21 protein-coding genes are annotated in these 25,282 nt (G+C 59.6%); 11 read left to right on the forward strand and 10 right to left on the reverse strand.

The window, feature by feature from the left end:
• Positions 1 to 85: 85 nt before the first annotated feature.
• From ACUY2T_RS03985 to secG, 4 genes are all read left to right on the forward strand, one after another.
• Positions 86 to 1,297: a phosphoglycerate kinase gene (locus ACUY2T_RS03985; RefSeq protein WP_448307653.1), complete on the forward strand. Its 1,212-nt coding sequence runs from the start codon at positions 86 to 88 to the stop codon at positions 1,295 to 1,297.
• A 60-nt stretch (positions 1,298 to 1,357) separates the two neighbouring features.
• Complete coding sequence (gene tpiA, locus ACUY2T_RS03990; RefSeq protein ID WP_293791481.1) at positions 1,358 to 2,143, forward strand: triose-phosphate isomerase; 786 nt, start codon at positions 1,358 to 1,360, stop codon at positions 2,141 to 2,143.
• Between the two features lie 70 nt (positions 2,144 to 2,213).
• On the forward strand, positions 2,214 to 4,994 hold the full coding sequence (gene ppc, locus ACUY2T_RS03995) for a phosphoenolpyruvate carboxylase (RefSeq protein ID WP_448307734.1): 2,781 nt from the start codon (positions 2,214 to 2,216) through the stop codon (positions 4,992 to 4,994).
• A gap of 108 nt (positions 4,995 to 5,102) precedes the next feature.
• The gene (secG, locus tag ACUY2T_RS04000) at positions 5,103 to 5,342 is read left to right on the forward strand and encodes a preprotein translocase subunit SecG (protein ID WP_293791480.1); all 240 of its coding nucleotides are present in this window, start codon (positions 5,103 to 5,105) and stop codon (positions 5,340 to 5,342) included.
• A 34-nt stretch (positions 5,343 to 5,376) separates the two neighbouring features.
• Here secG and pgl read toward each other — a convergent pair whose 3' ends face one another.
• The 5 genes from pgl to tkt all read right to left on the reverse strand — a co-directional run bounded on the left by pgl (position 5,377) and on the right by tkt (position 12,209).
• The gene (gene pgl / locus ACUY2T_RS04005) at positions 5,377 to 6,210 is read right to left on the reverse strand and encodes a 6-phosphogluconolactonase (protein WP_448307654.1); all 834 of its coding nucleotides are present in this window, start codon (positions 6,208 to 6,210) and stop codon (positions 5,377 to 5,379) included.
• Positions 6,207 to 7,283 carry a glucose-6-phosphate dehydrogenase assembly protein OpcA gene (locus ACUY2T_RS04010; protein ID WP_293791478.1) on the reverse strand — a complete coding sequence of 359 codons (1,077 nt, stop codon included), beginning with the start codon at positions 7,281 to 7,283 and terminating at the stop codon, positions 6,207 to 6,209. The genes pgl and ACUY2T_RS04010 overlap by 4 nt, the downstream gene beginning before the upstream one ends.
• 73 nt (positions 7,284 to 7,356) lie before the next feature.
• Complete coding sequence (zwf, locus tag ACUY2T_RS04015) at positions 7,357 to 8,919, reverse strand: glucose-6-phosphate dehydrogenase (RefSeq protein ID WP_293791477.1); 1,563 nt, start codon at positions 8,917 to 8,919, stop codon at positions 7,357 to 7,359.
• A gap of 40 nt (positions 8,920 to 8,959) precedes the next feature.
• Positions 8,960 to 10,072, reverse strand: coding sequence for a transaldolase (tal, locus tag ACUY2T_RS04020; protein ID WP_448307655.1), 1,113 nt, complete (start codon positions 10,070 to 10,072; stop codon positions 8,960 to 8,962).
• A 46-nt stretch (positions 10,073 to 10,118) separates the two neighbouring features.
• Entirely contained in the window at positions 10,119 to 12,209 is a 2,091-nt protein-coding gene (gene tkt, locus ACUY2T_RS04025) for a transketolase (RefSeq protein WP_448307656.1), read from the reverse strand.
• Between the two features lie 277 nt (positions 12,210 to 12,486).
• Between tkt and ACUY2T_RS04030 the strand changes: the two genes are divergently transcribed.
• Positions 12,487 to 13,479, forward strand: coding sequence for a heme o synthase (locus tag ACUY2T_RS04030; RefSeq protein WP_448307657.1), 993 nt, complete (start codon positions 12,487 to 12,489; stop codon positions 13,477 to 13,479).
• Positions 13,480 to 13,506: 27 nt separating this feature from the next.
• On the opposite strand, the gene ACUY2T_RS04035 is transcribed toward ACUY2T_RS04030, so the two are convergent.
• The 5 genes from ACUY2T_RS04035 to mptB all read right to left on the reverse strand — a co-directional run bounded on the left by ACUY2T_RS04035 (position 13,507) and on the right by mptB (position 19,038).
• Positions 13,507 to 14,301 (reverse strand): hypothetical protein, encoded by a 795-nt coding sequence (locus ACUY2T_RS04035; protein ID WP_448307658.1) that lies wholly within the window; start codon positions 14,299 to 14,301, stop codon positions 13,507 to 13,509.
• 51 nt (positions 14,302 to 14,352) lie between these two features.
• Positions 14,353 to 15,423 (reverse strand): COX15/CtaA family protein, encoded by a 1,071-nt coding sequence (locus ACUY2T_RS04040; protein WP_448307659.1) that lies wholly within the window; start codon positions 15,421 to 15,423, stop codon positions 14,353 to 14,355.
• Positions 15,424 to 15,492: 69 nt separating this feature from the next.
• Positions 15,493 to 16,284 (reverse strand): ABC transporter permease, encoded by a 792-nt coding sequence (locus tag ACUY2T_RS04045; RefSeq protein ID WP_448307660.1) that lies wholly within the window; start codon positions 16,282 to 16,284, stop codon positions 15,493 to 15,495.
• Positions 16,281 to 17,261: an ABC transporter ATP-binding protein gene (locus ACUY2T_RS04050; protein WP_448307661.1), complete on the reverse strand. Its 981-nt coding sequence runs from the start codon at positions 17,259 to 17,261 to the stop codon at positions 16,281 to 16,283. Before ACUY2T_RS04050 ends, ACUY2T_RS04045 begins: the two co-directional genes overlap by 4 nt.
• Complete coding sequence (gene mptB / locus ACUY2T_RS04055; RefSeq protein ID WP_448307662.1) at positions 17,245 to 19,038, reverse strand: polyprenol phosphomannose-dependent alpha 1,6 mannosyltransferase MptB; 1,794 nt, start codon at positions 19,036 to 19,038, stop codon at positions 17,245 to 17,247. The genes ACUY2T_RS04050 and mptB overlap by 17 nt, the downstream gene beginning before the upstream one ends.
• 256 nt (positions 19,039 to 19,294) lie before the next feature.
• Between mptB and ACUY2T_RS04060 the strand changes: the two genes are divergently transcribed.
• From ACUY2T_RS04060 to sufU, 6 genes are all read left to right on the forward strand, one after another.
• A complete protein-coding gene (locus tag ACUY2T_RS04060; RefSeq protein ID WP_448307663.1) occupies positions 19,295 to 19,978 on the forward strand; it encodes a helix-turn-helix transcriptional regulator in 684 nt (227 codons plus the stop codon).
• A 3-nt stretch (positions 19,979 to 19,981) separates the two neighbouring features.
• Positions 19,982 to 21,424 (forward strand): Fe-S cluster assembly protein SufB, encoded by a 1,443-nt coding sequence (sufB, locus tag ACUY2T_RS04065; RefSeq protein ID WP_293791258.1) that lies wholly within the window; start codon positions 19,982 to 19,984, stop codon positions 21,422 to 21,424.
• A 5-nt stretch (positions 21,425 to 21,429) separates the two neighbouring features.
• The gene (gene sufD, locus ACUY2T_RS04070) at positions 21,430 to 22,641 is read left to right on the forward strand and encodes a Fe-S cluster assembly protein SufD (RefSeq protein WP_448307664.1); all 1,212 of its coding nucleotides are present in this window, start codon (positions 21,430 to 21,432) and stop codon (positions 22,639 to 22,641) included.
• 50 nt (positions 22,642 to 22,691) lie between these two features.
• Positions 22,692 to 23,447: a Fe-S cluster assembly ATPase SufC gene (gene sufC / locus ACUY2T_RS04075; protein ID WP_448307665.1), complete on the forward strand. Its 756-nt coding sequence runs from the start codon at positions 22,692 to 22,694 to the stop codon at positions 23,445 to 23,447.
• A 92-nt stretch (positions 23,448 to 23,539) separates the two neighbouring features.
• The gene (locus ACUY2T_RS04080; protein ID WP_448307666.1) at positions 23,540 to 24,793 is read left to right on the forward strand and encodes a cysteine desulfurase; all 1,254 of its coding nucleotides are present in this window, start codon (positions 23,540 to 23,542) and stop codon (positions 24,791 to 24,793) included.
• Between the two features lie 16 nt (positions 24,794 to 24,809).
• Positions 24,810 to 25,274, forward strand: coding sequence for a Fe-S cluster assembly sulfur transfer protein SufU (sufU, locus tag ACUY2T_RS04085; protein WP_448307667.1), 465 nt, complete (start codon positions 24,810 to 24,812; stop codon positions 25,272 to 25,274).
• Positions 25,275 to 25,282: the final 8 nt, after the last annotated feature.

Raw genomic sequence — 25,282 nt, forward strand, 5'->3', positions numbered from 1 at the left:
GGGTCGAGCCGGCCCGTTTTCTCATGTAGCCCCCACTCTCTACCTTCATTAACCACCCAAATAGAAACTTTTTAAGGAGCTTCCCATGGCCATCAAGACCGTTAAAGACCTGATCAACGAGGGCGTCCAGGGACGCCATGTTCTGGTTCGTGCGGACCTGAATGTCCCGCTGTCTGACGGCAATATCACCGACCCGGGTCGTATCGATGCTTCCGTACCTACGTTGAAGGCTCTGTTGGAAGCCGGAGCTCGCGTCGTTGTCTCCGCCCACTTGGGTCGCCCCAAGGGTGAGTTCAAAGAGGAGTTCTCCCTGGCTCCCGTCGCGGAAGCTCTCGCTGAGCGCCTAGACCAGTGGGTACCGCTAGCCACTGACGTCACCGGCGAAGATGCTCACGAGCGCGCCAACGGCCTTGACGACGGTGACATCCTGCTGCTGGAGAACGTTCGCTTCGATGCCCGCGAGACCTCTAAGGACGAGGCAGAACGCGCTGAATTCGCGGCCGAGTTGGCTGCCCTCACCGGTGACAATGGTGCCTTTGTCTCCGATGGCTTCGGCGTGGTTCACCGCAAGCAGGCCTCCGTCTACGATGTGGCCAAGAAGCTGCCGCACTACGCAGGTGGTCTTGTCGAGGCCGAGCTGAACGTGCTCCGCCGCGTGTCGGAGACCCCGGAAAAGCCCTACGCCGTTGTACTGGGTGGTTCCAAGGTGTCTGACAAGTTGGGCGTCATCGAGGCACTTGCACCGCGCGTGGATAACCTCCTGATCGGCGGTGGCATGTGCTTCACCTTCCTCGCGGCACAGGGCTACTCGGTTGGCGGCTCTTTGCTGCAGGACGACATGATCGACACCTGCAAGGATCTGCTGGAACGCTTCGGTGACGTCATTGTTCTGCCCACCGATGTAGAGGTCGCCGAGCGTTTCGACAAAGACGCCGACCACCGCACCGTCGACCTGAACTCCATCCCGGAAGGTTGGATGGGTCTGGACATCGGCCCGGACTCCGTTCAGCTGTTCTCCGAAATCCTGGCGAAGTCCAAGACCGTGTTCTGGAACGGCCCGATGGGCGTATTCGAGTTCCCAGCCTTTGCGGCGGGTACGCGGGGTGTTGCCGAGGCAATTATCGACGCCACCGGCGGCGGTGCATTCTCGGTCGTCGGCGGTGGCGACTCGGCCGCGGCTGTTCGCACCCTGGGCCTGGGAGAGGAAGGTTTCTCCCACATCTCCACTGGCGGCGGTGCCTCCCTGGAGTTCCTGGAGGGCAAGGAACTTCCCGGCGTTTCCGTCCTGGAAAGCTAAACGCACCCCGTACGTTCCAGAAGTACTAAGCAGTAAGCACAGTAGAGAGGCATTGACACAATGACCGCACGCAAGCCACTTATCGCCGGCAACTGGAAGATGAACCTGAACCACTATGAGGCTATTCAGGTCGTGCAGAAGTTCGTCTTCGCACTGCCGAAGGAGTACTACGAGTCCGTGGATGTGGCCTTTATCCCGCCGTTCACGGATATCCGTTCCGTTCAGACTCTGGTGGATGGAGACAAGCTGGAGATTACTTACGGTGGCCAAGACGTATCCCAGCACACTTCGGGTGCTTACACCGGTGAGGTATCCGGCGCAATGTTGAAGAAGCTGGGCTGCACGTGGGCCATCATTGGCCACTCCGAGCGTCGCCAGTACCACGGAGAGACCGACGAAACCGTAGCAGCCAAGGCTCGCGCAGCACTGGATAATGAACTGCAGCCGATTGTCTGCGTGGGCGAACAGCTGGATGTCCGTGAAAAGGGCGAGCATGTCGAGTTCGTTAAGAACCAAACCAAGGCCTCCCTGGCGGGACTGTCCGCTGAGGACCTTTCCAAGACCGTCATCGCATATGAACCCGTCTGGGCAATTGGCACTGGCAAGGTTGCCTCTGCCGAGGATGCACAGGAAGTCTGCCACGCGATCCGTGAGCTCGTCGCCGAGCTAGCTGGCGAGGAGGTCGCTGGTGGTATTCGCATTCTCTACGGTGGTTCGGTGAAAACCGATTCCGTCGGAGAGCTAGTCAGCCAGCCAGACGTGGATGGCGGACTCGTCGGCGGGGCGTCGCTAAACGGCGAAGACTTTGCACGCCTGGCAGCGGCCGCAGCAAAGGCGACAGCCTAACACAATGAGCAACGACACGATCCGCGGCACCGCCATTCCCGTCGCTCCTGATGAAATCGCCCACCCAGAGATCAGCCCCACGGTGCGAGACGATACCCGTTACCTGGGACGGATCCTGGGAGAGGTAATCCGTGAGCAGGAGGGCGAGTACACTTTCAACCTCATCGAAAACTCCCGGCGTGCAGCTTTTGACCTGCGCTACGGAGAGATGCAGATTGATCAGCTGGCCGAGCAGTTCAACTCACTGCCGACGGAGAAGGCGCTGCCAGTGATTCGTGCATTTTCGCACTTTGCTTTGATGGCGAATCTGGCGGAAGATCTCTATGTCGAACGGGTTCGTGACCTTGAGGAGGATCGGGGCAATACCGCCCCGCGCTCCACCCTGGCGTATACGTGGCAAGAACTTCACAACCGGGAGGTGCCGGGGGAGAAGGTCGCCGAAACTATGGCGAATGCCCTTGTAGCGCCTGTCCTCACGGCGCACCCAACAGAGACCCGCCGCCGGACCGTGTTCGATGTGCAAACCGACATCATGAAGATGATGCGTCGGCGCGCACGCGTGCTCAAAGAACTCAAACTTAACCCCGACTCCGTCCGCGCGGCTCGCCAACTGACGCAGATTGAGCTGGTAATTCGCCGCCGCATGACGCTACTGTGGCAGACCTCCTTGATCCGTAGCGTGCGTCCGCGTATCGAGGACGAGATCAAGGTGGGATTGCGCTACTACGGCATCAGCCTGCTGAACGAGATTCCGGCGATCAACCGTCGCGTCAATGAGCATATGAAAGAGCAGTACGGAGATACCGTGCCCCATACTGCCATCGTGCGCCCCGGTTCGTGGATCGGTGGCGACCACGACGGTAACCCCTATGTCACTGCAGAAACGGTCAGTATCGCCACGACCGCGGCCGCCCGCACTGTCTTCGACCACTACCAGAAAACCATTTACGCGCTCGAGCACGAGCTCAGTCTGTCGTCGCGGTTTATCGACACCACCGAGGCGCTTGAGCAACTAGCCGATCGTGGCCACAATGACGTTCCTTCCCGCGTGGATGAGCCTTTCCGCCGTGCCTTACACGGCATGCGCGGACGCGTGGCAGCGACGGCCAAGCAAACCCTCGGGGAGCCGGTGGTCTCCGGCGGCATTCACAAGGGACACGAGCCCTACGCGGGGCCAGAGGAGCTTCTGGCCGACATCGATACGGTGGATGCTGCGCTACGCCACTCGATGGACGATCTTCTGGCCGACCACACCTTGGCTGACCTGCGCGAGGCCGTTGAAACTTTCGGCTTTAACCTCTACGCACTGGATCTGCGACAGAACTCGGAAAGCTTCGAGAACGTCCTGACCGAGGTCTTTGCCCGCGCCGGTGTCGCTGAGAACTACGCGGAGCTGGATGAAGACAACAAGATCAAATTGCTTCTGCGCGAGCTGGCCAGCCCACGTCCACTAGCGGATCCGGGCGCCGAATGGTCCGAGGAAACTGAACGTGAGCTAGGTATTTTCCGCGCAGCGGCACAAGCAGCAAAGAAGTTCGGAACTGATGTGGTTCCGCACTGCATCATCTCTATGGCATCGTCTGTTTCCGACGTTATCGAGCCGATGATCCTTCTGAAAGAAGTGGGACTTATCCAGGCAAACGGTGATCACCCCCGGGGTTCGGTGGATATCATCCCGCTGTTTGAGACCATCGACGACCTCGCTGGGGGTGCGGACATCATGCGCGAGCTGTGGAAGCTCCCGCTCTACCGCAACTACGTCGCGGAACGCGGAGATACCCAGGAGATCATGCTGGGTTACTCTGATTCCAACAAGGACGGTGGTTACTTCGCTGCCAATTGGGCGCTGTACGACGCCGAACTGGAGCTTGTGGCCGCCTCCCGCGAAGCAGGACTATTCCTGCGTCTCTTCCACGGACGCGGTGGAACCGTCGGTCGCGGTGGCGGTCCATCCTACGACGCGATCCTGGCGCAGCCGCAGGGTGCTGTGCAAGGTGCCGTACGCATCACTGAACAGGGCGAGATTATCTCCGCTAAATACGGCGATCCCGCGAACGCCGCCCGAAACCTGGAGGCTCTCGTCGCCGCCACACTGGAGGCCAGCCTGCTGCCCGTCGACGATCTCGGCAATCCGGAGGAGGCCTTCGCCACCATGCGCCAGGTCGCCGAAGAATCGCGCAAGGCATACTCCGCGCTTATGCACGAAGACCCGGGCTTTATCGAATACTTCACCACCTCCACGCCATTGACAGAGATCGGCAGTTTGAACATCGGTTCCCGCCCATCGTCGCGCAAACAAACCACCGCCGTATCGGATCTGCGCGCCATCCCCTGGGTACTCAGCTGGTCGCAGTCCCGCGTAATGTTGCCTGGTTGGTTCGGCGTCGGCAGTGCCTTAAAGCGCTGGATCGACGGCGGTACCTCTGTCTCTGGTGACGCCACCTCGCGCCTCAACTACCTGCGGGATCTGCACAAGCGTTGGCCTTTCTTCGCCTCGGTGTTATCCAATATGGCGCAGGTGATGTCAAAGGCCGACCTGTCGATTGCACGGCTTTACTCCGAGCTCGTGGCGAACAAGGACGCAGCGGAGCGAATCTTCCGTGTGATCGTGGAGGAGTACAAGCTGACAGTGGAGATGTTCCTGCAGATCACTGAACGGGACACCCTGCTGGCAGATAACCCGGAGCTGGTGAGCTCGGTGCGCAACCGCTTCCCATACCTGGTGCCTTTGAACCTGTTGCAGGTGGAGCTGCTGCGTCGCTACCGAGCCGGTGATGATTCCGATAGCGTACGTTCTGGGATTCAGCTGACCATGAATGGCCTCGCCACTGCGCTACGCAACTCCGGCTAGGCTTCTGCCGCGTGGCGGGTTGTCACTTCAGGGCCACAGCGGGTAAATTCGTGGTGTTAAACAAAAGGTTTAGTAAGTCGATTACGAAGAAGAGTTGAGGGTAGGGCATTGATCCTAACGCTACAGATCATCCTGGTTGTCACCAGCTTGCTGATGGGCCTGTCCGTTTTGCTGCACAAAGGTAAGGGTGGAGGCCTGTCCAGCCTGTTCGGTGGCGGCATGCAGTCCAACCTGTCCGGTTCCACCGTGGCGGAGAAGAACCTGGATCGTCTGACTGTGGGTACCGCCGTTATCTGGCTGATCTCTTTGATTGCACTGAACCTAGTTCTGCACTACGGCCTGGGATAACCCACAGCCCCCTAAACCCCCTAGAAGCAACAATCTAAAGCAGTGGGTTAGCTTCCTTGTCTACCCACAGCAGCGTTGCCTCGGTACCCGAGGCCAAGGCTGCGGGCCACTCGGCGCCATTACCGCCGTCAAACACCTGGCTCGCAGCCTCTTTCTTTTCCGCACCACAGACCAGCAACCACACTGCTCGGGAACGGTTCACCGCCCGCATAGTCAGGCTAATACGCTCCGCCGGAGGCTTCGGGCATTCGCGGACAGACACTACAGAACCTTCGGCATGTAGTAGCGCGTCAGTGTGAGGGAATAGCGAGTTGATATGCCCTTCTGGCCCCATGCCCAACAGGTGAATGTCAAAGCCCTCCGGCGCGACCTGATCTACTGTCTTCCCATAAAACTCAGCCGCCGCATCCAGCGCTGGCCCATCCGCCTGCTCGCCTGCCGCCAGGGCGGGGAAGCGGAACACATTTAGAGAGGGAATGTCCACGTGTCGAAGCAACGCGTCAAAAGCTTGTTTATCATTGCGCTCCGGGTCGCCGGCGGGCAAGAAACGCTCGTCGCCGAAGAAGACATACACCTGTGACCAGTCGATCCGGGTGACAGGAAAGTCCTCCGCCGTCTGCTTTGCCGCGTGATCCAGTGCAGCAATCTCTGAAAGAGTAGCAATGCCCGCGCCACCGCCGGTCAATACCACCCGGACAATGCCATCACCGGTGACTGTTTCCCCGGTACGCTGCAGTTCAGCTACGGTGTTGATGAACTCACGGGCCGCGGCAGTAGCGAGATCCTGCTTGTTGTCACGGGGTCGCAACTCGATACCGGTCTTCTCACTGACAACTGCGTCGTGGCTGTGATCGTGTGTGGGCTTCATCGTAGAGACTCCTGACCGTCGAAGTTGTTGTAGGTATCGCGGGCGTCGCGGGAGGTCCAGCGATCTAGCTTGTCCTCCTGTGCATCCGTTGTCTTAACACCGCGGAACTGGGAATTCCGTGGACCTCGGTCGGGCCTGTTTACCCGCACCAGGCCACGCAACGCATGGCCAAAGGCATAATCCGGGTCGAGGTGGCGCAGCTCTTCGGCCAGGCAATCGGCAAGGGCACGCCTGCCGAGGGTGACCATGGAATTCTGGTCACCGACGGTCAGCGAGACCGTGTTGGCGTCAATAACCTCCACCTCAATGGCACCCACCTGGCGATGCAGCACCGCCTTTTCGATCGAAATCAGTCGATCGCCGTCCGCATCCTCACTGAACCGACCTTCGACCGTGACGTGCCTGGTCACCGGAACGTCCAAACGCTCGGCGAGCCATCCGGCGGCAATGTCTACGGAAGGATCGTGCTTCGGCCCCCAGACCTCTGCGGAAACAATGGCATGGTGCGGAGGCTGATCCAGTGCAGAGGCCAATAGTCCGCGCCATAGGGTGATACGGCTCCACACCATGTCGGAATCGCCGCGGGTATACGTCATGCGACGGCGGTAGAGGGCATCCTCGTCCTCGTCCGTGAGAGAGTCCGTGATACGGCGGGTAGCCAGCGCGCCGATGGGATCGGCCGCCGGGTTACGCGGACCGGTCGCAGGCCACCAGGCCACAATCGGAGTATCGGGCAGCAACAACGGAGTCACGACCGAGGCGCGGTTGGCCGACAGCTCTCCGTGCAGGTGCATAATGATGATCTCTGACGCACCCGCATCTCCGCCGATGCGCAGCTGGGCATCCAGCAATGGCTCTTCGCTGCGGTGCATCACCAACACGATGACACGTGCAGGGTGCTCGCGGGACGCGTCATGTGTGGAGCTAATGATTCGATCGAGATCATCCTCCTCGTTAGCTACCACGATCAGGGTAAGGACGCGGCCGCTTGTAACGTCGCCGCGCTCCTCACGCAGCGCACGGATGCGGTGTTCAATGTCTTTGGTCTTGGTGTTCGGTAAGTCGATAATCATGGGCGTTGAAGTGCGCGCTCCTCACGCGGGTGGGGACGGTGCGAGTAGGGGTCTGGCGGTTTCTAGGGTGCTTCTACGGACGACGCCACTGCCGTCCCGACCGGGACAGAATCTCTTCGGCGCCCTTTGGCCCCCACGTGCCGGCGGGGTAGTCCTCCGGGCGCCCATGCAGCGCCCAGTAATCCAGGATCGGATCGAGGATTCTCCAGGACAGCTCAACTTCCTCGTTGGTGGGAAAGAGGCTGGCTTCGTCCAATAGGGCATCCAAAATCAAACGTTCATAGGCTTCGGGCGACTCTTCGGTAAAGGCCTCGGAGTAGCTGAAGTCCATGTTGACATCGCGCACCTCCATAGCCGATCCCGGGACCTTGGAGCCGAAACGCACCAGCACGCCCTCTTCGGGCTGCACGCGGATGACCAGCATGTTGTTACCCTGGGCAGTGGTTTGTCCGGGGCCAAATGGCAGGTGAGGGGCTTCCTTGAAAACAATGGCGATCTCCGTCACGCGGCGCCCCAGGCGTTTGCCGGTGCGCAGGTAGAAGGGAACACCCGCCCAACGGCGCGAAGCGATTTCGAAAGTAGCGGCGGCATACGTTTCGGTAGTGGATTCCGGGTCGAAGCCGTCCTCCTGGCGCAGCCCCTTCACCGGAATCGAACCCTGCCAGCCGGAGGTGTATTGTCCACGGGCCGTGGTCTGCGCAAATGGACCCACTGGGCTCGTGGCGCGGAGAACCTTAACCTTCTCTGCCTGCAACTCGGACGGGTTGAACGTCACCGGCTCTTCCATAGCAATCAGCGCCAACAACTGCAGCAGGTGGTTTTGGATCACGTCGCGGGCCGCACCAATGCCGTCGTAGTAACCCGCACGGCCTCCCAGACCGATGTCCTCAGCCATGGTGATCTGCACATGATCCACGTAATGCGCATTGAACATCGGGTCGAAAAGCTGGTTGGCGAAGCGCAGCGCCAGGATGTTCTGCACTGTCTCCTTGCCCAGGTAGTGGTCGATACGGAACACGCTGGATTCCGGGAACACGCTGTTTACGATCTCATTGAGCTCGTGGGCGGACTGCTCATCATGGCCGAATGGCTTCTCAATAACCACGCGTCGCCAGCCATTGTGCAGCTCGCCCAGTTCCGGATCTGGCTTCGCCAAGCCCGACCGTTCTAGCTGGTGGCATACGCTGGGGAAGTGGTCCGGGGGTACCGAAAGATAATAAGCCCAGTTGCCAGCAGTGCCGCGTTCGTTATCGATCTCACGGGTTTTCTCCGCGAGGGCGTCAAAAGCAGCGTCCGTGGTGAAGTCACCAGTGACAAAGAAGATGCCTTCGGCCAGCCGCTCCCAGACATTCTGGCGCCACGGGGTGCGCGCCCGCTCCTTGACTGATTGCAGAACCTGCTCTTCGAACTCTTCCTTGGACCAGTCACGACGACCGTAACCGATCAGACTAAAACCCGGCGGCAGCAGGCCACGGTTGGCAAGGTCGTACACAGCAGGCAGCAGCTTCTTGCGTGCTAGGTCACCGGTCACGCCGAAAATCACCAAGCCACAGGGCCCGGCGATGCGGGGAAGGCGCTTGTCCAATTCATCGCGCAGCGGATTGCGCCATTCCTCGGCGGAAAAAGGTAGTTGCACTTGTTTAAAGTCCTCTGTTACGTGGGGTAGTCGGGGGTTGCTATTTTGCGTTCAGCTGCTCTGCGAGGGTGCCCAAAAGTTCGTTCCACGAGGCTACGAACTTTTCCACACCTTCATCTTCTAGCACGGCCCACACCTCGGCCAGATTCACTCCGACCTCGTCCAGGCTGGCGAAAACCACATGTGCCTGGGATGCAGTTCCGGACAGCGAATCGCCACGGATTTCTCCATGGCCGATCGTCGCGTCCAGCGTGTTCTCTGGCATCGTGTTGACGGTGTGCGGGCCGGCCAGCTCGGTGACGTACAAGGTATCTGGGTACTCCGGGTTCTTTACTGAGGTTGACGCCCACAGTGGGCGCTGTACTCGAGCTCCCTTGTCGGCCAGCTTCTGCCATTCGGGGTTGTTTAGCAGCTGCTCCTCGAAGGCAGCATAGGCCAGTTGGGCATTGGCCACGCCCGCCTTGCCCTTCAGCTGCTTGGCTGCTTCGGAGCCGATGCTATCTAAGCGCTTGTCGATCTCGGTATCCACGCGGGAGACAAAGAAGCTAGCCACGGAGTGAATCTTGGAGAGATCTTTGCCCTCTTCGGCAGCACGGTTAATGCCCTCAATGAAAGCTTCCATCACCTGAATGTAGCGGGAGACAGAGAAAATCAAAGTGACGTTGACGCTGATTCCCTCAGCCAAGACTTCAGTGATCGCAGGAAGGCATTCCTCCGTGGCGGGAATCTTAATCATAAGATTGTCGCGTCCGACCTTGGCAGCCAGTTCCTTGGCCTGGGTAACCGTGGCCTCGCGCTCATTGGCTAGGCGCGGGTCGACCTCCAAAGAAACGCGGCCATCGAATCCCTCCGTGCGTTCGTAGAGGGGGAAGAACACATCGCAAGCATCCGCAACATCGTCCGCAGCCATTTCGAACACGGCGCTATCTGCTGGGGTACCCGCGGCAGCGAGCTCGCGTAGCTGTTCGTCGTAGGCGGTTCCCTGGGACATAGCTTTGGCAAAAATCGCCGGGTTGGTGGTTACACCAACTACGCCCTTGTTCTCGATTACCTCGGCGAGGTTACCGGAGCGCAGGCGGTCGCGGGACAGGTCATCCAACCACACGGAGGTACCGGCGGCGGCAAGGGCTTCGATGTTGGCGGGAGTGCTCATAGGTGAAGGATCAGTCCTTGTAAACGGGGGTAAACGGGGTCAGAAATTACTTGTTGGCGGCAATGGAATCGTGAGCCGCTGCGACGACAGCCTCTGCGGTAATGCCGAACTCGCGGTATAGAGTCTGGTAGTCCGCGGAAGCACCGTAGTGTTCCAGGGAAACCGTACGACCGTTGAGGCCTACGAAACGGTGCCACGGCATCGCAATGCCAGCCTCGACGGAAACACGGGCGGTGACGGAGCTCGGAAGCACCTGCTCCTGGTACTCAGCATCCTGCTCCAAGAACCACTCCATAACTGGCATGGATACAACACGAGTGCCCACGCCCTGGTTCTCCAGCTCCTTGGCGGCTTCGACGGCGAGCTGTACCTCAGAGCCCGTAGCCAGCAAGATAACTTCTGGGGTGTCAGTGGACTCCTCGACCAGCACATAGGCTCCGCGGGCCACACCTTCGGCAGCTTTTTCCTGCGTGCCTTCCAGCACAGGCACGTTCTGGCGCGTCAGAATCAATGCCTTCGGCGATTCCTCGGCGCGCAAGGCGGCAACCCACCCAGCGGCGGCCTCGTTAGCATCCGCTGGGCGAATTACTGCCAGGTGGGGGATAGCACGCAGAGAGGCCAGGTGCTCGACCGGCTGGTGGGTCGGACCATCCTCGCCCAAGCCGATGGAATCGTGGGTCCATACGTGATAGACGTCCGACTTCATCAGCGCGCCCAGGCGAATGGCACCACGGGCGTAGTCAGAAAACTGCAGGAAGGTAGCGCCATAGGGACGGGTCGGCCCGTGCAGTGCAATGCCGTTCAAGATGGCTACCATGCCGTGCTCGCGGATGCCGAAGTGCAGGTTCCGTCCGCCGGGTTCCGTAGTAAAGCTGCGGGTGGTGATGGCCTCCGGACCGAAGCTCGGGGAGCCCTTGATGATGGTGTTTGTGGAGCCAGCGAGGTCGGCCGAGCCACCCCACAGCTCAGGCAGAGTCTTGCCCAGTGCCTGTAGCGTAGCCTCCGAGGCTTTACGTGTGGCCAGGGACTCGCCGGCCTCCCAGCTGGGAATCTCGGCATCGAAATCCGTCGGAAGTTCACGGGAGTAGAGACGGTCAAACAGAGCCTTGTTCTCCGGGTTCTTCTCCGCCCAGGCGTCGAAAAGACCCTGCCACTGCTTGTGCGCCTCCGCGCCGCGCTCGACCAGACCGCGGGTGTGGGCGATTACGTTGTCCTCTACCGGGAACGGCTCGTCGGGGAAGTCCAGCGCCTGCTTGATGCCGGTGATTTCCTCTGCGCCCAGGGCTGCGCCGTGGGATGCACCGGTGTCCATCTTCGTAGGTGCCGGGTAGGCAATAACGCTGCTCAGTCGGACGAAGGTCGGGCGAGTTGTGTCCGCTTTCGCACGCTCAACAGCGTCCAGAATGCCCTCGACGTCCTCACCGGTGACCTCAAGGGTCTGCCAGCCGTACGAGGCGTAGCGGGCCACGACGTCCTCGGTGAAGGCGATCTGGGTCTGGTCTTCGATGGAAATGCCGTTGTCGTCCCAGAAGACAATGAGGTTACCCAGCTGCTGGGTACCGGCCAGCGACGAAGCCTCAGAGGTTACGCCCTCCTGCACGTCGCCGTCGGAAGCAATGACGTAGATGAAGTGGTCAAAAGGCGACTCGCCCGCCGGTGCCTCCGGGTCGAATAGCGCGCGCTCACGGCGGGAAGCCATAGCCATACCCACCGCGGAAGCCAGACCCTGGCCAAGAGGGCCGGTAGTGATCTCCACACCGTCGGTGTGATGAACCTCCGGGTGGCCTGGGGTCTTGGACCCCCAGGTGCGTAGCGCCTGCAGATCCTCTAGCTCCAGGCCGAAACCACCCAAAAACAGCTGAATGTACTGCGTCAGGGACGAGTGACCCGCCGACAGCACAAAGCGATCCCTACCTACCCAGTGAACATCCTTCGGATCGTGTCGCAACACACGCTGGTACAGGGTGTAAGCCAGCGGTGCCAGGCTCATTGCCGTACCGGGGTGACCGGATCCGCACTTTTCAACGGCATCAGCAGCCAGCACACGGGCGAGGTCGACCGCGCGCGTGTCGGTCTCCGTCCAGTCGGCTGGGTAATTCCGCACGGTGAGTGCCTGCTGTTCTGGGGAGAGAGTCACTGTCAGTTGCCTTTCTTCATCAAGCTGAATACCCCATACATACTAATGGTCGCGGCCGACCGCCGTGGCTAGTGGGCACAGATGGTGGGCGCCAATTTTGTATCAGGGTGTGCCATAACCTTTTTACTGAAAGTTGGAACTTTATCGGCGCTCCAGCCGACCATATAGAGATGCACGCCTGAATCCCGTGCATTAGCAAGGCTTTCAGTGCCACGGACACTTGTTCCGAGGGCGCGGTTCGGCCAGCATGAAACGCTCGGGTAGCGTTAGACGCGGAATGGATAGACTGCAGGTGGAACTGCATGACCTGAACTTGGAGGCGAGGCAGCCGGTGAAGACATTCGCTGAGACGGCCAAGGCATACATAGCACTGACCAAACCTAGGGTCATTGAGCTATTGCTGGTAGCCACGATTCCTGCAATGTTGCAGGCACAACGCGGCGAAGTGAACTTCGGTCTTATCCTGCTGACCCTTATCGGCGGCTGGATGGGAGCCGGGGCTGCTAACACCTTCAATAACGTCGTCGATCACGACATAGATCAGCTGATGCGTCGCACCCGGCGCCGTCCGACGGCTCGTCAGACCGTTTCCGTCAGCGAAGCGCGCATCTTCGCCTGGGTGTTGCTCATTATCTCGGTGCTGTGGCTCGGCTTCCTCTGCCATTCGTGGCTGGCCGCCGGGTTCATCGTGCTGACGAACTGGTTTTACGTCTATGTCTACACCAAGTGGTTGAAGCGCCGTACCTGGCAAAACGTCATCTGGGGTGGCGCGGCCGGCTGTATGCCCGTCGTAGTTGGCTGGGCCGTAATCACCGATAACAACGGCGGGGCGTTCCACGCAGGCTGGTTGTCATGGGCCCAGGCGCTCATTTTGTTCATGGTTATTTTCTTTTGGACGCCACCGCATACCTGGGCTCTTGGCATGCGTTACCGCGAGGACTATGAAGCCGCGGGCGTGCCCATGATGCCTGTCGTTAAACCTCCGCTGGAGGTTACGCGCCAGATTCTTGCCTACACGTGGGCGACCGTGGTCACTTCGCTGCTACTGGTTCCCGCCGCTAGCTGGATCTACCTGGCAGCGGCTGTGCTGTCCGGCGCCTGGTTCATTATCAAGGCGCATCTGCTGCACCGTGGCGTGAAAAACGGCACCCCGGTCAAGCCGATGCAGCTGTTCTTCCTGTCGAACAACTACCTGTCGCTACTGTTCGTGGCTCTGTCTGTTGATGCCGTGCTGGGCTGGCAGACTCTCGCCGAGGCTGTGCTCGGTTAGGATCACGACCTAGGATCACGGCTAGGATCACCAAGCCGTTCTGAGCCAATCGCGTTCGGCGAGGTTGAATACGGCTTCGCACTGTTTCTTCGTGAGCCCGGAATCGAGCTCCGCGTGGGTTTGCCCGGGTCGACGACTGATACCGACGATCGCCCAGCCGTTATTGTTCAAACCATCCACGACAGCGGTTTCCGCCGATGAGGCCATATTAAAACGGGTGCGATACCAGTCGGGCTTGCGCTTCATCTCAAACTCGAAGGAGTGCATCTGCCGGAACGAGCCATCAGGGTAAAGCACGTGGAGAGGCGCCCGATAATAGTAATAGAACGTTGAGCCTGAAGATTCGCTTTCTCGCCTTTCGGTGCGGCAATGATAGACCTGCCCAACCAGCGCTGGGTAGTAGTCGATCCAGCCATTCTTCCAGGCGGTGACGATTCGCCTGCGTCGTGCTAGGGCGCTGGAGATCGAGTAGACCGCGACAACGACGAAGATTATTCCAACGATGAAAAAGACCGTATCCGTGAGACGGAGACTATCGGCCGTTGCAACCCCTCGGCGAAGTTTGCTGAGAATCAGCACGAGACCAATAGCAGCGAAGACGGCACCGAAGAACCCAACGACCAGGAAGATAATCATGCGACCCGGCAGGTCCCGAGCGTAAGGCTGCGGACCCGCTGCCTTTATTGCTTCAAAGGCCCCACTGTTATCCCGCATCGGGTTGGGGGTGGAGTAGTAGCGTTCGCCCCGTTCAGGCACCAGTGGAGTATCGACCCCCGAGTTGAACTTCAGTGTGGTGCGCGGCATGCGCGTCGGCTGAGTCATGGTTCGACCCCTCGTCGCTGTCAGCTAGACAATAACCCTGGACTCTGTATATTAGCCGTCTTTGGCGTTGACAGCCTCGTGGCGCTGGCTATCCCCGGTGGTGGTGCCCGTGTGGCTGGCGTTGCCACCGCTGTAGCGGGACTTCAGTGCCCACAGGAATCCGGTGGCGGCGGTAGTGAGGCCGGAGCCGATGACGTGCAACGGAACGGACCAGCGGGGCACACCCAACCAGTACTGCATGATGCCAATGGCAGCCTGTACGATAATCGCGGCAATAACCCAGTAGGAAGCAGTCTTGATGCGGCGCTCAAGATTCAGAGCAAAGACGCCCGCCAACAGGCCGATCGTGAGCCCCAAGTATAGGTACATAAAGCCAGCGTGGATGTGTGCCATGTCGATCAGAGGCACCTGCAGTCGGTGCTCCGGCAAAATAGCCTCATCGCCAGCATGGGGACCCGCGCTGGTAACCAAAGTGCCGGTCATAAGCACCACTGCCAAGCTAATCGCAGAGCCATCAGTGAGGATGCGCAACGGTCGGGGCATCAGCGGCTGCATTTCGCCGTCATCGGGTTCGCCGATTCGCACAACTAGTTTGGCGGCCAGGAATACCAGCAGCATGCTCGGCAGGAAGTGCAGCGCAACCATCCACCACATGAGATCCATGTGGACGGTGATTCCACCAATTACTGCCTGGGCGATAATGCCGATTCCCTGGACGAAAGCCAGGTGGAGGATTGAGGAGCGGCGCGCGGCTCGCACTACCGCAATGAAGCATATGAGGCAGGCGATGATCAGGACGAACGTCAGCGTTCGGTTGCCGAACTCAATCAGTTGGTGAATCCACGGAGCCGAACCCGGCACGGGAAGCAGCGATCCTGGGTGGCACTGAGGCCAGGTGTCACATCCCAGGCCGGAACCTGTCACGCGCACCAGTGATCCAGTGAAGGTGATTCCCGTCTGGCAAGCCAGCAGGATGATGGCAAATAGACGCTGACGGCGGATAGTCGGCGCGGTGACGGGGCGGGGGAAACCGAATTTGCGGTCTGCTGCATAAACGAATGCGTACAGCTTCAGCAGCGCCTTGACGAAGGGATTACTCTCCTCCGTGGCGCGTCGTTTCATAGTCTCTAGCACGCCTTAAGACTAACGTAACCCCATGTCGCGGGGCTAATTGCCTAAACCAGAAAGGTACTAGTCGCTCTCCATGGTGAAGCGGAAGAATTTTAGAGCAAGGCCGGTGCCTACAACCGCCCATGCCAGCAGGCTCGCCAGCGCAACAAGGTTGCAGCCCCCGGTTTCGACTGCCGTGTGAAAACCCTCCATCAAAGCTACCGAGGGGACGGCCATAAGGAATCCGTTGACGCTCTCGCCGGCGGGTGTCGTCATCGTGGCGTACACCGCTGCGCCCAATAATACGAACCAAATCGTATTGCCCAGCGCCAGCACCAGTTCAGAGCTGAGAGTGCCGCCCAGAAGCAGCCCCAGGCTTGTGAAGGCTGCCACGCCCACCACCGCGGTCAGCAACGCCGCTGGAAATCCAACGATGTCCGGGCGCCAGCCCAAGGCAAAAGCTGCGATAGACAGAACCAGAACCTGCAGCAGTACCACAATGCATACGGCCACTACCTTCCCGGCGATCAGCGCCCACGTCGGCACACCTGCAGCGCCGATGCGCTTCAGGGCACCATAGCGGCGGTCGAAGGCTACGGCGATGGCCTGTCCGGTGAAACCGGCGCCCATGAGGGCAATCGCCAGCGCCATGGGGAAGATACGGGTCACAGCGTGGGATGCATCATCGCCGGGAACCAGCGTCAAACCAATAAGCAGTCCCAACGGAATGACCATAGAGAGCAGTTGCTGCTCGCCGTGGCGCAAGAATAGCAAGGATTCGATCTTGGCCTGTGCCTTTACAATGTCAAAGGATTTGGCCTGTTGCGGCGCCGGAGCGAAGAAACCGGGTTCGAAGCGGCTGGTGCTTTTCATGAGCGAATGTCCTTTCCGGTGATAGAGAGGAACACGTCCTCCAGCGACTGTCGGTTAACTACCAGCTGGCTAATCATCACTCCCAGCTCAGCGAATGCTGCGGCAACGTCGGCAATCGTCTGCGGAGAAAACTCCGGGGCCTCTAGCTTGAAATGTCGGGGCCGGATTTCGTCCACTGTCAACTGTGCTTGTGTGTGCTTGGCAATGGCCGCGGTGACGTCGGGGAGTGGGGCGTCGGAATCAACCTGAACGGAAAGCCACGCAGCCGTAGAATTCGGGTCGTTGTGTGAAGTCATTTCCTCCGGTGTGCCTGCTGCAACTACCCGTCCGGAGTCGATAATGACCACCTGGTCGGCCAGTGCTTCGGCTTCATCCATCAGGTGCGTGGTCAAGATGACAGCCACACCGTCACGCTTCAGGGAAGCTACGAGATCCCACACCGCCAGTCGGGACTGTGCATCGAGCCCCGCCGTGGGTTCGTCGAGGAACACCAGCTCCGGACGACCGACCAGCGCACAGGCGAGACTGAGTCGTTGTTGTTGGCCACCCGAAAGGCGCCTATAGGGTGTCTTCTCGTGGCCCTTCAGGCCGACGGTCTGGAGCAACCATTCCGGATCCAAGGGATTCTTTGAATATGACGCCACCAAACGCAGCATCTCTCCCACGCGGATACCGGGATAAGCGCCGCCACCTTGCAGCATCACGCCGATGCGGCTGCGAACCTCGTCCGAGTGAAGCGCCGGATCCAGACCGAAGACTCGAATACTTCCTTCAGTGGGTTGAATAAAACCCTCGCACATCTCGACGGTCGTGGTCTTGCCGGCGCCGTTGGGGCCGAGTAGTGCGAGCACCTGGCCGGCAGCGAGATTGAAGCTGAGGCCGTTGACCGCGTGGCGATCGCCAAAAGTTTTGACGACATCGCGGAGTTGCAGTATGGGCTCGCTACCGGGTGCCTGTGAATCAGGTCCTGTTGTCATGTAGAGAGAGTCTAGTCCGCTGGCGGTGTATTACGTAGCGTCGCCACTGTTCGTCAGAAGTGCCGTCGCGAATCGACATGGCTTCCGCCAGGTCTGCGTTTCCACCCGCCAGCCACTTCATAATTGACACCACTACCAAGAAGAACACCAGGCTCATCAGGTAGATGTAAATGACGGTTGAGGTCGGAAGCGATAAACCCCGGGGCAGGATAAAGAAGCTAAAGACCACTGAGTAGATAATGGCGGTGAGGTGGAACGCCCGGCGATTTGCCCAGGCCGCAAGCGGGAGAATCGCCCATAGGAGGTACCAGGGGTGTACGACGGGGAAGAAGAGCACCAAGATGAGGGTGGCCACTCCCAAACCGCCCACGGGGTGAATACGCCCGCGGAATGAGGCCCAGAGCATACGCACCACCCAAAAGCCGCCCACTAGCAATCCCAAAGTACGGAAGACAACTAGGGAGGAGTCAATGTGATCTCCGAGCCCCAGGACTCCGCCCAGCGCACCTGAGGCTAGGCCGAGGGAGGTGGTGATGGACATCCAGGAGATGATCTCTGCAGCTCCGCCTTGGGAGGTGATCCAGCCAAAGCCCACACCAGTGAGCAGAGACATCACCACTGCGGCCGTCGCGGAGACCGCCACAGCAACCGCGGCGGCGGTGCACAGATCGACAAGGCGACCGCCAAACCAACGCGCCAGCGCTGCACCGGCAAATCCCAAACCGATCAGCGCGGTGACCTTCACCATGCCAGCCATTGTGATCAGTACGAATCCGCCGATGATGAGGATCCAACGACTAGTAAGGGGGCGATCTTCCTTGTCCACCCCGCGCAAGACCAATTCCATGCCAGCGAGGAGCAGGCCGATCAACGCGGCCTCGTTATGGATGCCGCCAATAAGGTGGAGGATCGCCAGTGGGTTAAGTACGCCCAGCCACAGCGCCGCACCACTGGACACGCCACAGCGGCGCGCCAAACGCACGAGTGCCCAACCACTCAGAGCAAGACCCAAGATGGCCACGAGGCGGTGCAGTACGATGCCGAGAATGATCGAGTTACCTGTGAGCATGGAGATCACTTCTCCATAGCCCAGGGCGACCGGCCCATAGGGCGCAGGGGAGTGTGCCCACATCAAAGGCACGGAGCGAGCCAGGGGATCGTCAATTCCCAGCAAGTCAACCGGGCCTCCGCCGTAAGGATCCCAGCCTTTGGCGGCGATGGCTCCTTGTGCGAGGTAGGAGTAGATGTCCTGAGTAAACAGTGGCGGGGTGAACATCAACGGGGTGACCCACACGAAGAACGTGCGCCAATACGTGCGGACGGGAATCGGGTGGTTCGGCCTACCGGGGGTGGAGACAGCGAAACGCAGCAGTAAGAGCCAGCCGTAGACCAGGAACCCGATGCCTACGAAAACCATGACGGTGGTGGAGTGCAGCATTCTCGCCAAAGTGTTCACACCTGGGAAATCCCAATAGGGATTGTGAACCACGGGAAACGCGCCGGCGCCAAGCCCTCCGACGGTGATCAGCATCGTGCCCAGGGCGCCCAAGAAGACGGCGACGTAAAGCCTCATGGACAGGGCACGGTTGAGTGGTTGGAGCTGTACAGAGCTTTCCGGAGCGTTGTCGCCCTCGGATTCAGAGTGCAGCTGAGCCGAGCGCGATCCCGCGAGGCCAAGTTGAGGCAATTGTTCCCTGAACCTCCGCCACGGTCGCAAGAAGCGGGTACCGCTGGAGTTAGCCAGGGTGTCCGGTGCGTCCGAAGTGGGGGTAGTCATAGGTGGGAATTCTACCGAAGGTCGTGGGAAATTCTCCTTAGCCATGGCCGTGACCAGCACCACAGAGCTAATTGAGCTACGTCACAGCGATGTGTGGCAACTAAGGCAGGGTTACCTTAGTAGACAAGACGGAATATTTACGACACACTTTTGTTGTCTAATCATGTAGGCACATTTTTAGTCGTTTAGTCGCACTGACTGATCGCACAGACTAATCGCACCGACGCACACTATTCGCGACAGAAGGAGGTATAGCGTGGCACGGACATCTGAGGAACGCTCATCGCAGCCAACCACAGAGCGTGACACGCGGCACCGCATTTTGTTGCACGTGCTGCGTCACGGTCCGGTGAGCGCATCGGACATTAGCGAGGCGTTTGGCTTAAGCGCCGCCGGCGTTAGGCGTCACTTAGACAACATCGTGTCAGACGGCCTCGCCGAGGTCGTCGAAGCGCCTCGCTCCGGGCAACGTGGACGGCCTGCCAAGCTTTTCCGGCTTACCGACGAAGGCCGGGCGGAGTTTGGACATGATTACGACACTCTTGCCTTGCTGGCACTGCGTGCCCTCCGCTCTGCGGGTGGGGAAGAGGCGGTGGAGGATTTCGCCGCCCAGCGTGTGCATGACCTACTGAAGGACGTGCCGGACGCCGACGCAGATGTGGCTGCAAGGGCTAAGGCCATTGCCGATGTGCTCACCGAGAGAGGCTATGCAGCCACTGTCGATAGTGCAGGCGGTGGCGTCCAGATTTGCCGTCACCACTGCCCGATCCAAGATGTCGCTCACGAGTTCCCAGAACTGTGCGCGGCGGAGCACCGAGTGGTCGCAGAGCTTCTGGGTCAGCACACTCAACCGTTGGCAACAATTGCCGACGGAAACGGTGTCTGCACCACTCATATTCCGCTTAGAACCATTGCCCCTTCCCCCAAGAAGGAAAGTTAAACCATGACTCAAGCTGCACAAACACCTGAAACCAAACCCCAGACAGACGAAGAGATCATTGATTCCATCGGCGCGTATGGCTATGGCTGGCACGATTCCGATGCTGCCGGCGCCTCTGCCCGCCGTGGTCTTAATGAGGATGTCGTCCGCGATATTTCCGCAAAGAAGAATGAGCCGGAGTGGATGCTGAAGCGTCGCCTGAAGGCTCTGGAGATCTTCGACAAGAAGCCGCTGCCGACGTGGGGTGCGGATCTTAGCGATATCGACTTCGACAACATTAAGTACTTTGTTCGCTCCACCGAGAAGCAAGCTCAGACCTGGGATGACCTGCCGGAGGACATTAAGAACACCTACGACAAGCTGGGCATCCCGGAGGCTGAGAAGCAGCGTCTCGTGGCTGGCGTGGCCGCGCAGTACGAATCGGAGGTTGTTTACCACCAGATTCGCGAGGACCTCGAGAGCCAGGGTGTGATCTTCGTTGACACGGATACCGGTCTGCGGGACTACCCGGAATTGTTTGAGGAATACTTCGGCAGCGTCATCCCCGCCGGCGACAACAAGTTCTCCGCTTTGAACACCGCAGTGTGGTCCGGTGGTTCCTTTATCTACGTGCCGAAGGGCGTACACGTAGATATTCCGCTGCAGGCTTATTTCCGTATTAACACCGAGAACATGGGCCAGTTCGAGCGCACCCTGATCATCGTCGACGAGGACGCTTATGTCCACTACGTCGAGGGTTGTACCGCTCCGATTTACAAGACCGACTCGCTGCACTCTGCCGTCGTGGAGATCATTGTGAAGAAGGGTGGCCGCTGCCGCTACACCACGATCCAGAACTGGTCTAACAACGTCTACAATCTCGTCACTAAGCGCACGAAGTGCGAAGAGGGCGGCACCATGGAGTGGGTCGACGGCAACATCGGCTCCAAGGTCACAATGAAGTACCCAGCGGTTTGGATGACCGGCCCGCATGCAAAGGGCGAGGTTCTTTCCGTGGCCTTCGCTGGCGAGGGACAGTTCCAGGACACGGGTGCAAAGATGGTGCACATGGCTCCGCACACGAGCTCGAACATCGTGTCGAAGTCCGTCGCCCGCGCTGGCGGCCGCGCCGCTTACCGCGGTCTGGTGCAGGTGAACAAGGATGCCCACCACTCGGCGTCGAACGTTGAGTGTGATGCGTTGCTGGTCGATTCCATTTCGCGTTCGGATACATATCCGTACAACGACATTCGCAACGACCATGTCACGCTCGGCCACGAAGCCACGGTCTCCCAGGTCTCCGAGGATCAGCTGTTCTACCTGATGTCCCGCGGCATCGAGGAAGAGGAGGCTATGGCGATGATTGTCCGTGGCTTCGTCGAGCCCATTGCCAAGGAGCTGCCCATGGAGTATGCCCTGGAGCTCAACCGTCTTATCGAACTGCAGATGGAAGGATCGGTGGGTTAAACCAAATGACCACCCCACTAAACGAAACCGAAGCGACAATCACGCCCGTCAAGGCTGGTACGAGCCACCAGACCAAAGGCGACCGTTTCACCTCTTTCTCGGCTGCGGACTTCGCCGTTCCGCACGGTAAGGACGAGGACTGGCGCTTCACCCCGCTGCGTGAACTGCGCGGCCTACACGATGGGAAGGCTAAGGCTGGCAAGCGCGCCGCTGTCGCGGTCGATGTGGCTGATAACGACGCCCCCAGCGTGGCTATCGAACAGCTCCAGCAAGGCGATGAGCGTCTCGGTCGCGCGGGCGCACCCGTGGATCGTGCAGCGGCACAGGCTTGGGAAAACACCCAGGAGGCCGACTACCTGCGCATTACCAAGGATGCTGCATTGCAGTCTCCGGTAACCGTCACCATCGACGGTCCCGGCGAGGACGAGGTCTCCTACGGCACCCTCGTCGTCGAGCTTGAGTCGCACGCCGAGGCAGTGGTGTTCGTCCGTTATGAGGGTTCCGGTGCTCACTCCGACAACGTGGAGTTTGTTGTTGGCGATGGTGCGAAGTTGACCACCGTGGTCTTCGAGGATTGGAACGACGACGCTGTACACCTGTCGAACTCCCATATTCAGGTCGGTCGCGATGCGGTTGTGCGCCACTACTACGCAGCCTTCGGTGGTCACGTAGTGCGTTCTGTTCCACACGTGCGTTACACGGACACCGGCGGTGACGCAGAACTGCTGGGACTGTACTTCGCCGATGCCAACCAGTATTTCGAGCAGCGTCTGTTGGTGGATCACTCTATCCGCAACTGCCGCTCCAATGTGTTGTACAAGGGTGCTTTGCAGGGCGAACCGGAAAAGGGCAAGGACGCCCGCGAGGCTCGCACGGCATGGATCGGCGACGTATTGATCCGCCCGGATGCAACCGGTACCGACACCTACGAAAAGAACAACAACCTGCTGCTGACCTCCGGCGCCCGCGCCGACGCAGTGCCAAACCTGGAGATCCAGACGGGTGAAATCGTTGGCGCCGGCCACGCTGCTACGGTGGGTCGCTTCGACGACGAGCACATGTTCTACCTACAGTCCCGCGGTATTGACCCGGCCAGCGCCAAAATGCTGATTGTCCGTGGTTTCTTCACCGACGTCATCAAGCGCATCCCGGAGGAACAGATCCGGGAGCTGCTCGAGGACAAGGTCGAGGCAGAGCTCCAGCACACCGTTCTTTAACCCCACCGAAGAAGTTACTTCCCAAAACCCATAGAAAGCTTTTACACACCATGAGCACTTTGGAAATTAAGAACCTGCACGCGCAGGTTGTCCCGGCCGACGAGAACGAGGATCCGAAGCCGATCCTGCACGGCGTCAACCTGACCATCAACTCCGGTGAAACCCACGCCATCATGGGCCCGAACGGTTCCGGCAAGTCCACCTTGTCCTATGCCATTGCCGGCCACCCGCGTTACGAGATCACCGAGGGTGAGGTGCTGCTCGATGGCGAGAACCTGCTGGACATGGAGGTTGACGAGCGCGCTCGTGCTGGCCTGTTCCTGGCGATGCAGTACCCGACCGAGGTACCGGGCGTATCCATGGCGAACTTCCTACGTTCCTCCGCCACAGCCGTCCGCGGTGAGGCTCCGAAGATCCGCGAGTGGGTGAAGGAAGCCCGCGCAGCAATGGAGGAGCTGTCCATCGATCCTTCGTTCTCTGAGCGCTCCGTGAACGAGGGCTTCTCCGGTGGTGAGAAGAAGCGTCACGAAATCCTCCAGCTGGGTCTGCTGAAACCGAAGTTCGCCATCTTGGATGAGACCGACTCCGGCCTGGATGTCGACGCCCTGCGCGTCGTCTCCGAGGGTATTAACCGCTACAAGGAGCGCGAGAACGGTGGCGTGCTGATGATCACCCACTACCAGCGCATCCTTAACTACGTAAAGCCCGAGTATGTCCACGTGTTTGCCAAGGGCCGCATCGTGGAAAGCGGTGGCCCGGAGCTGGCTCAGCAGCTGGAGTCCGAGGGCTACGAGAAGTTCGTATAACGACTTCCACCTCCGCGCTCCTCGCCACGCCCGCCTATTCTTTCCCTACAACCTTGCTCGGCCAAGCTTGACCTGGCAGAAAGTGTGAACTTGTGAGTTCAAACGGTTCCCTGGACACCGCGAAGATCCGCAGCGACTTCCCGATCCTGTCGCGCACTGTGCGCGATGGCAAGAAGTTGGTCTATCTGGATTCCGGCGCCACCGCGCAGCGACCTGTGCAGGTGCTCGATGCGGAACGGGAATTCCTGACCACCCACAACGCCCCTGTGCACCGTGGTGCCTACGAAATCGCGGAGGAGGCCACAGAAGCATACGAGTCCGCGCGAGAGGCTATAGCGGCCTTCGTTGGAGCAGAGGATCGCGAGATCGCGTTTACCAAGAATGCTACAGAGGCATTGAATGAGGTCGCGTATATGTTGGGCGACCCAAGGTCGGGAGAGCTGCAGGTCAGCGCTGGCGATGAGATCGTCGTCTCTGAGCTGGAGCACCATGCCAACCTGGTGCCGTGGCAGGAACTCGCCCAGCGTACCGGGGCTACGTTGAAGTGGTACTCGGCCACCTCAGACGGTCGAATTGACCTGGATAGCCTTGAACTCAGCGAACGCACCAAGGTCGTGGCGCTAACGCACCAGTCCAATGTCACAGGTGCTGTTTTGGACGTGGCCGAGGCCGTGCGACGCGCCCGCGCTGTGGATGCCATCTTTGTATTGGACGCATGCCAGTCCGTGCCGCACATGCCCGTGGATTTCCATGAGCTAGATGTAGATTTCGCTGCATTCTCAGGCCACAAGATGCTGGGACCTAATGGCGTCGGCGTGCTCTACGGCAAGTCTCAGCACATGGATCAGCTACCGCCTTTCTTGACCGGCGGTTCGATGGTGGAGAAGGTGACGATGGAAGGCACCACGTTCACCGAAGCTCCACAGCGTTTCGAAGCTGGAACGCAAATGACTTCACAGGTCGTCGGACTCGGTGCAGCGGTGGCCTACCTCAATGAACTTGGCATGGACAAGGTTACAGAGCACGAAGCTGAGATCACCGCCTACGCGCTCAAGCAGCTGCAGACCATCGATGGCCTCCGCATTATCGGCCCCACTGACACTCAGAATCGTGGTAGTGCGCTGAGCTTTGTCGTCGAGGGCATTCACCCGCACGACCTAGGCCAGGTTGTCGATGACCAGGGTGTATGTATTCGCGTAGGTCACCACTGCGCATGGCCGGTGCACACGTGCATGGGAGTACAGGCAACTGCCCGCGCTAGCTTCTACATTTACAATGACCTCTCGGAGGTCGACGCGCTAGTTGCGGCCATCGCAAAGGCACAGGAATTTTTCGGAACCGCATAAGGGGATCCACGGTCACATGAAACTAGAACAGATGTACCAGGAAGTGATCCTGGACCACTACAAGCACCCGCAGCACGCTGGCCTGCGCGAACCTTTCGAATCTGAGGTGCACCATGTCAACACGTCGTGTGGTGATGAGTTGACACTGCGCCTGCATCTTAGTGAGGACAACCAAACCGTGGAGGATATCTCCTATGATGCGGTGGGTTGTTCCATCAGCCAGGCATCCACGTCCGTTATGGCGGAGGAATTGGTTGGCCGCCCGGTCGAAGAGGCCTTCGCCAAGCTCGCCGAGTTTGAGCGCATGGTGACTTCTCGCGGCAAGATCGAAGGCGACGATGACATCATCGGCGACGGTGTCGCCTTCGCGGGCGTATCAAAATACCCGGCACGAGTGAAGTGCGCTCTTCTCGGCTGGAAAGCCTTTGAGGCCGCCGCTACTGAGGCCGGCGTAGCCCCCGAAACCCACGACGCAGAGTAAGGAACCTA

This window comes from Corynebacterium sp. 22-2729 (assembly GCF_053479475.1).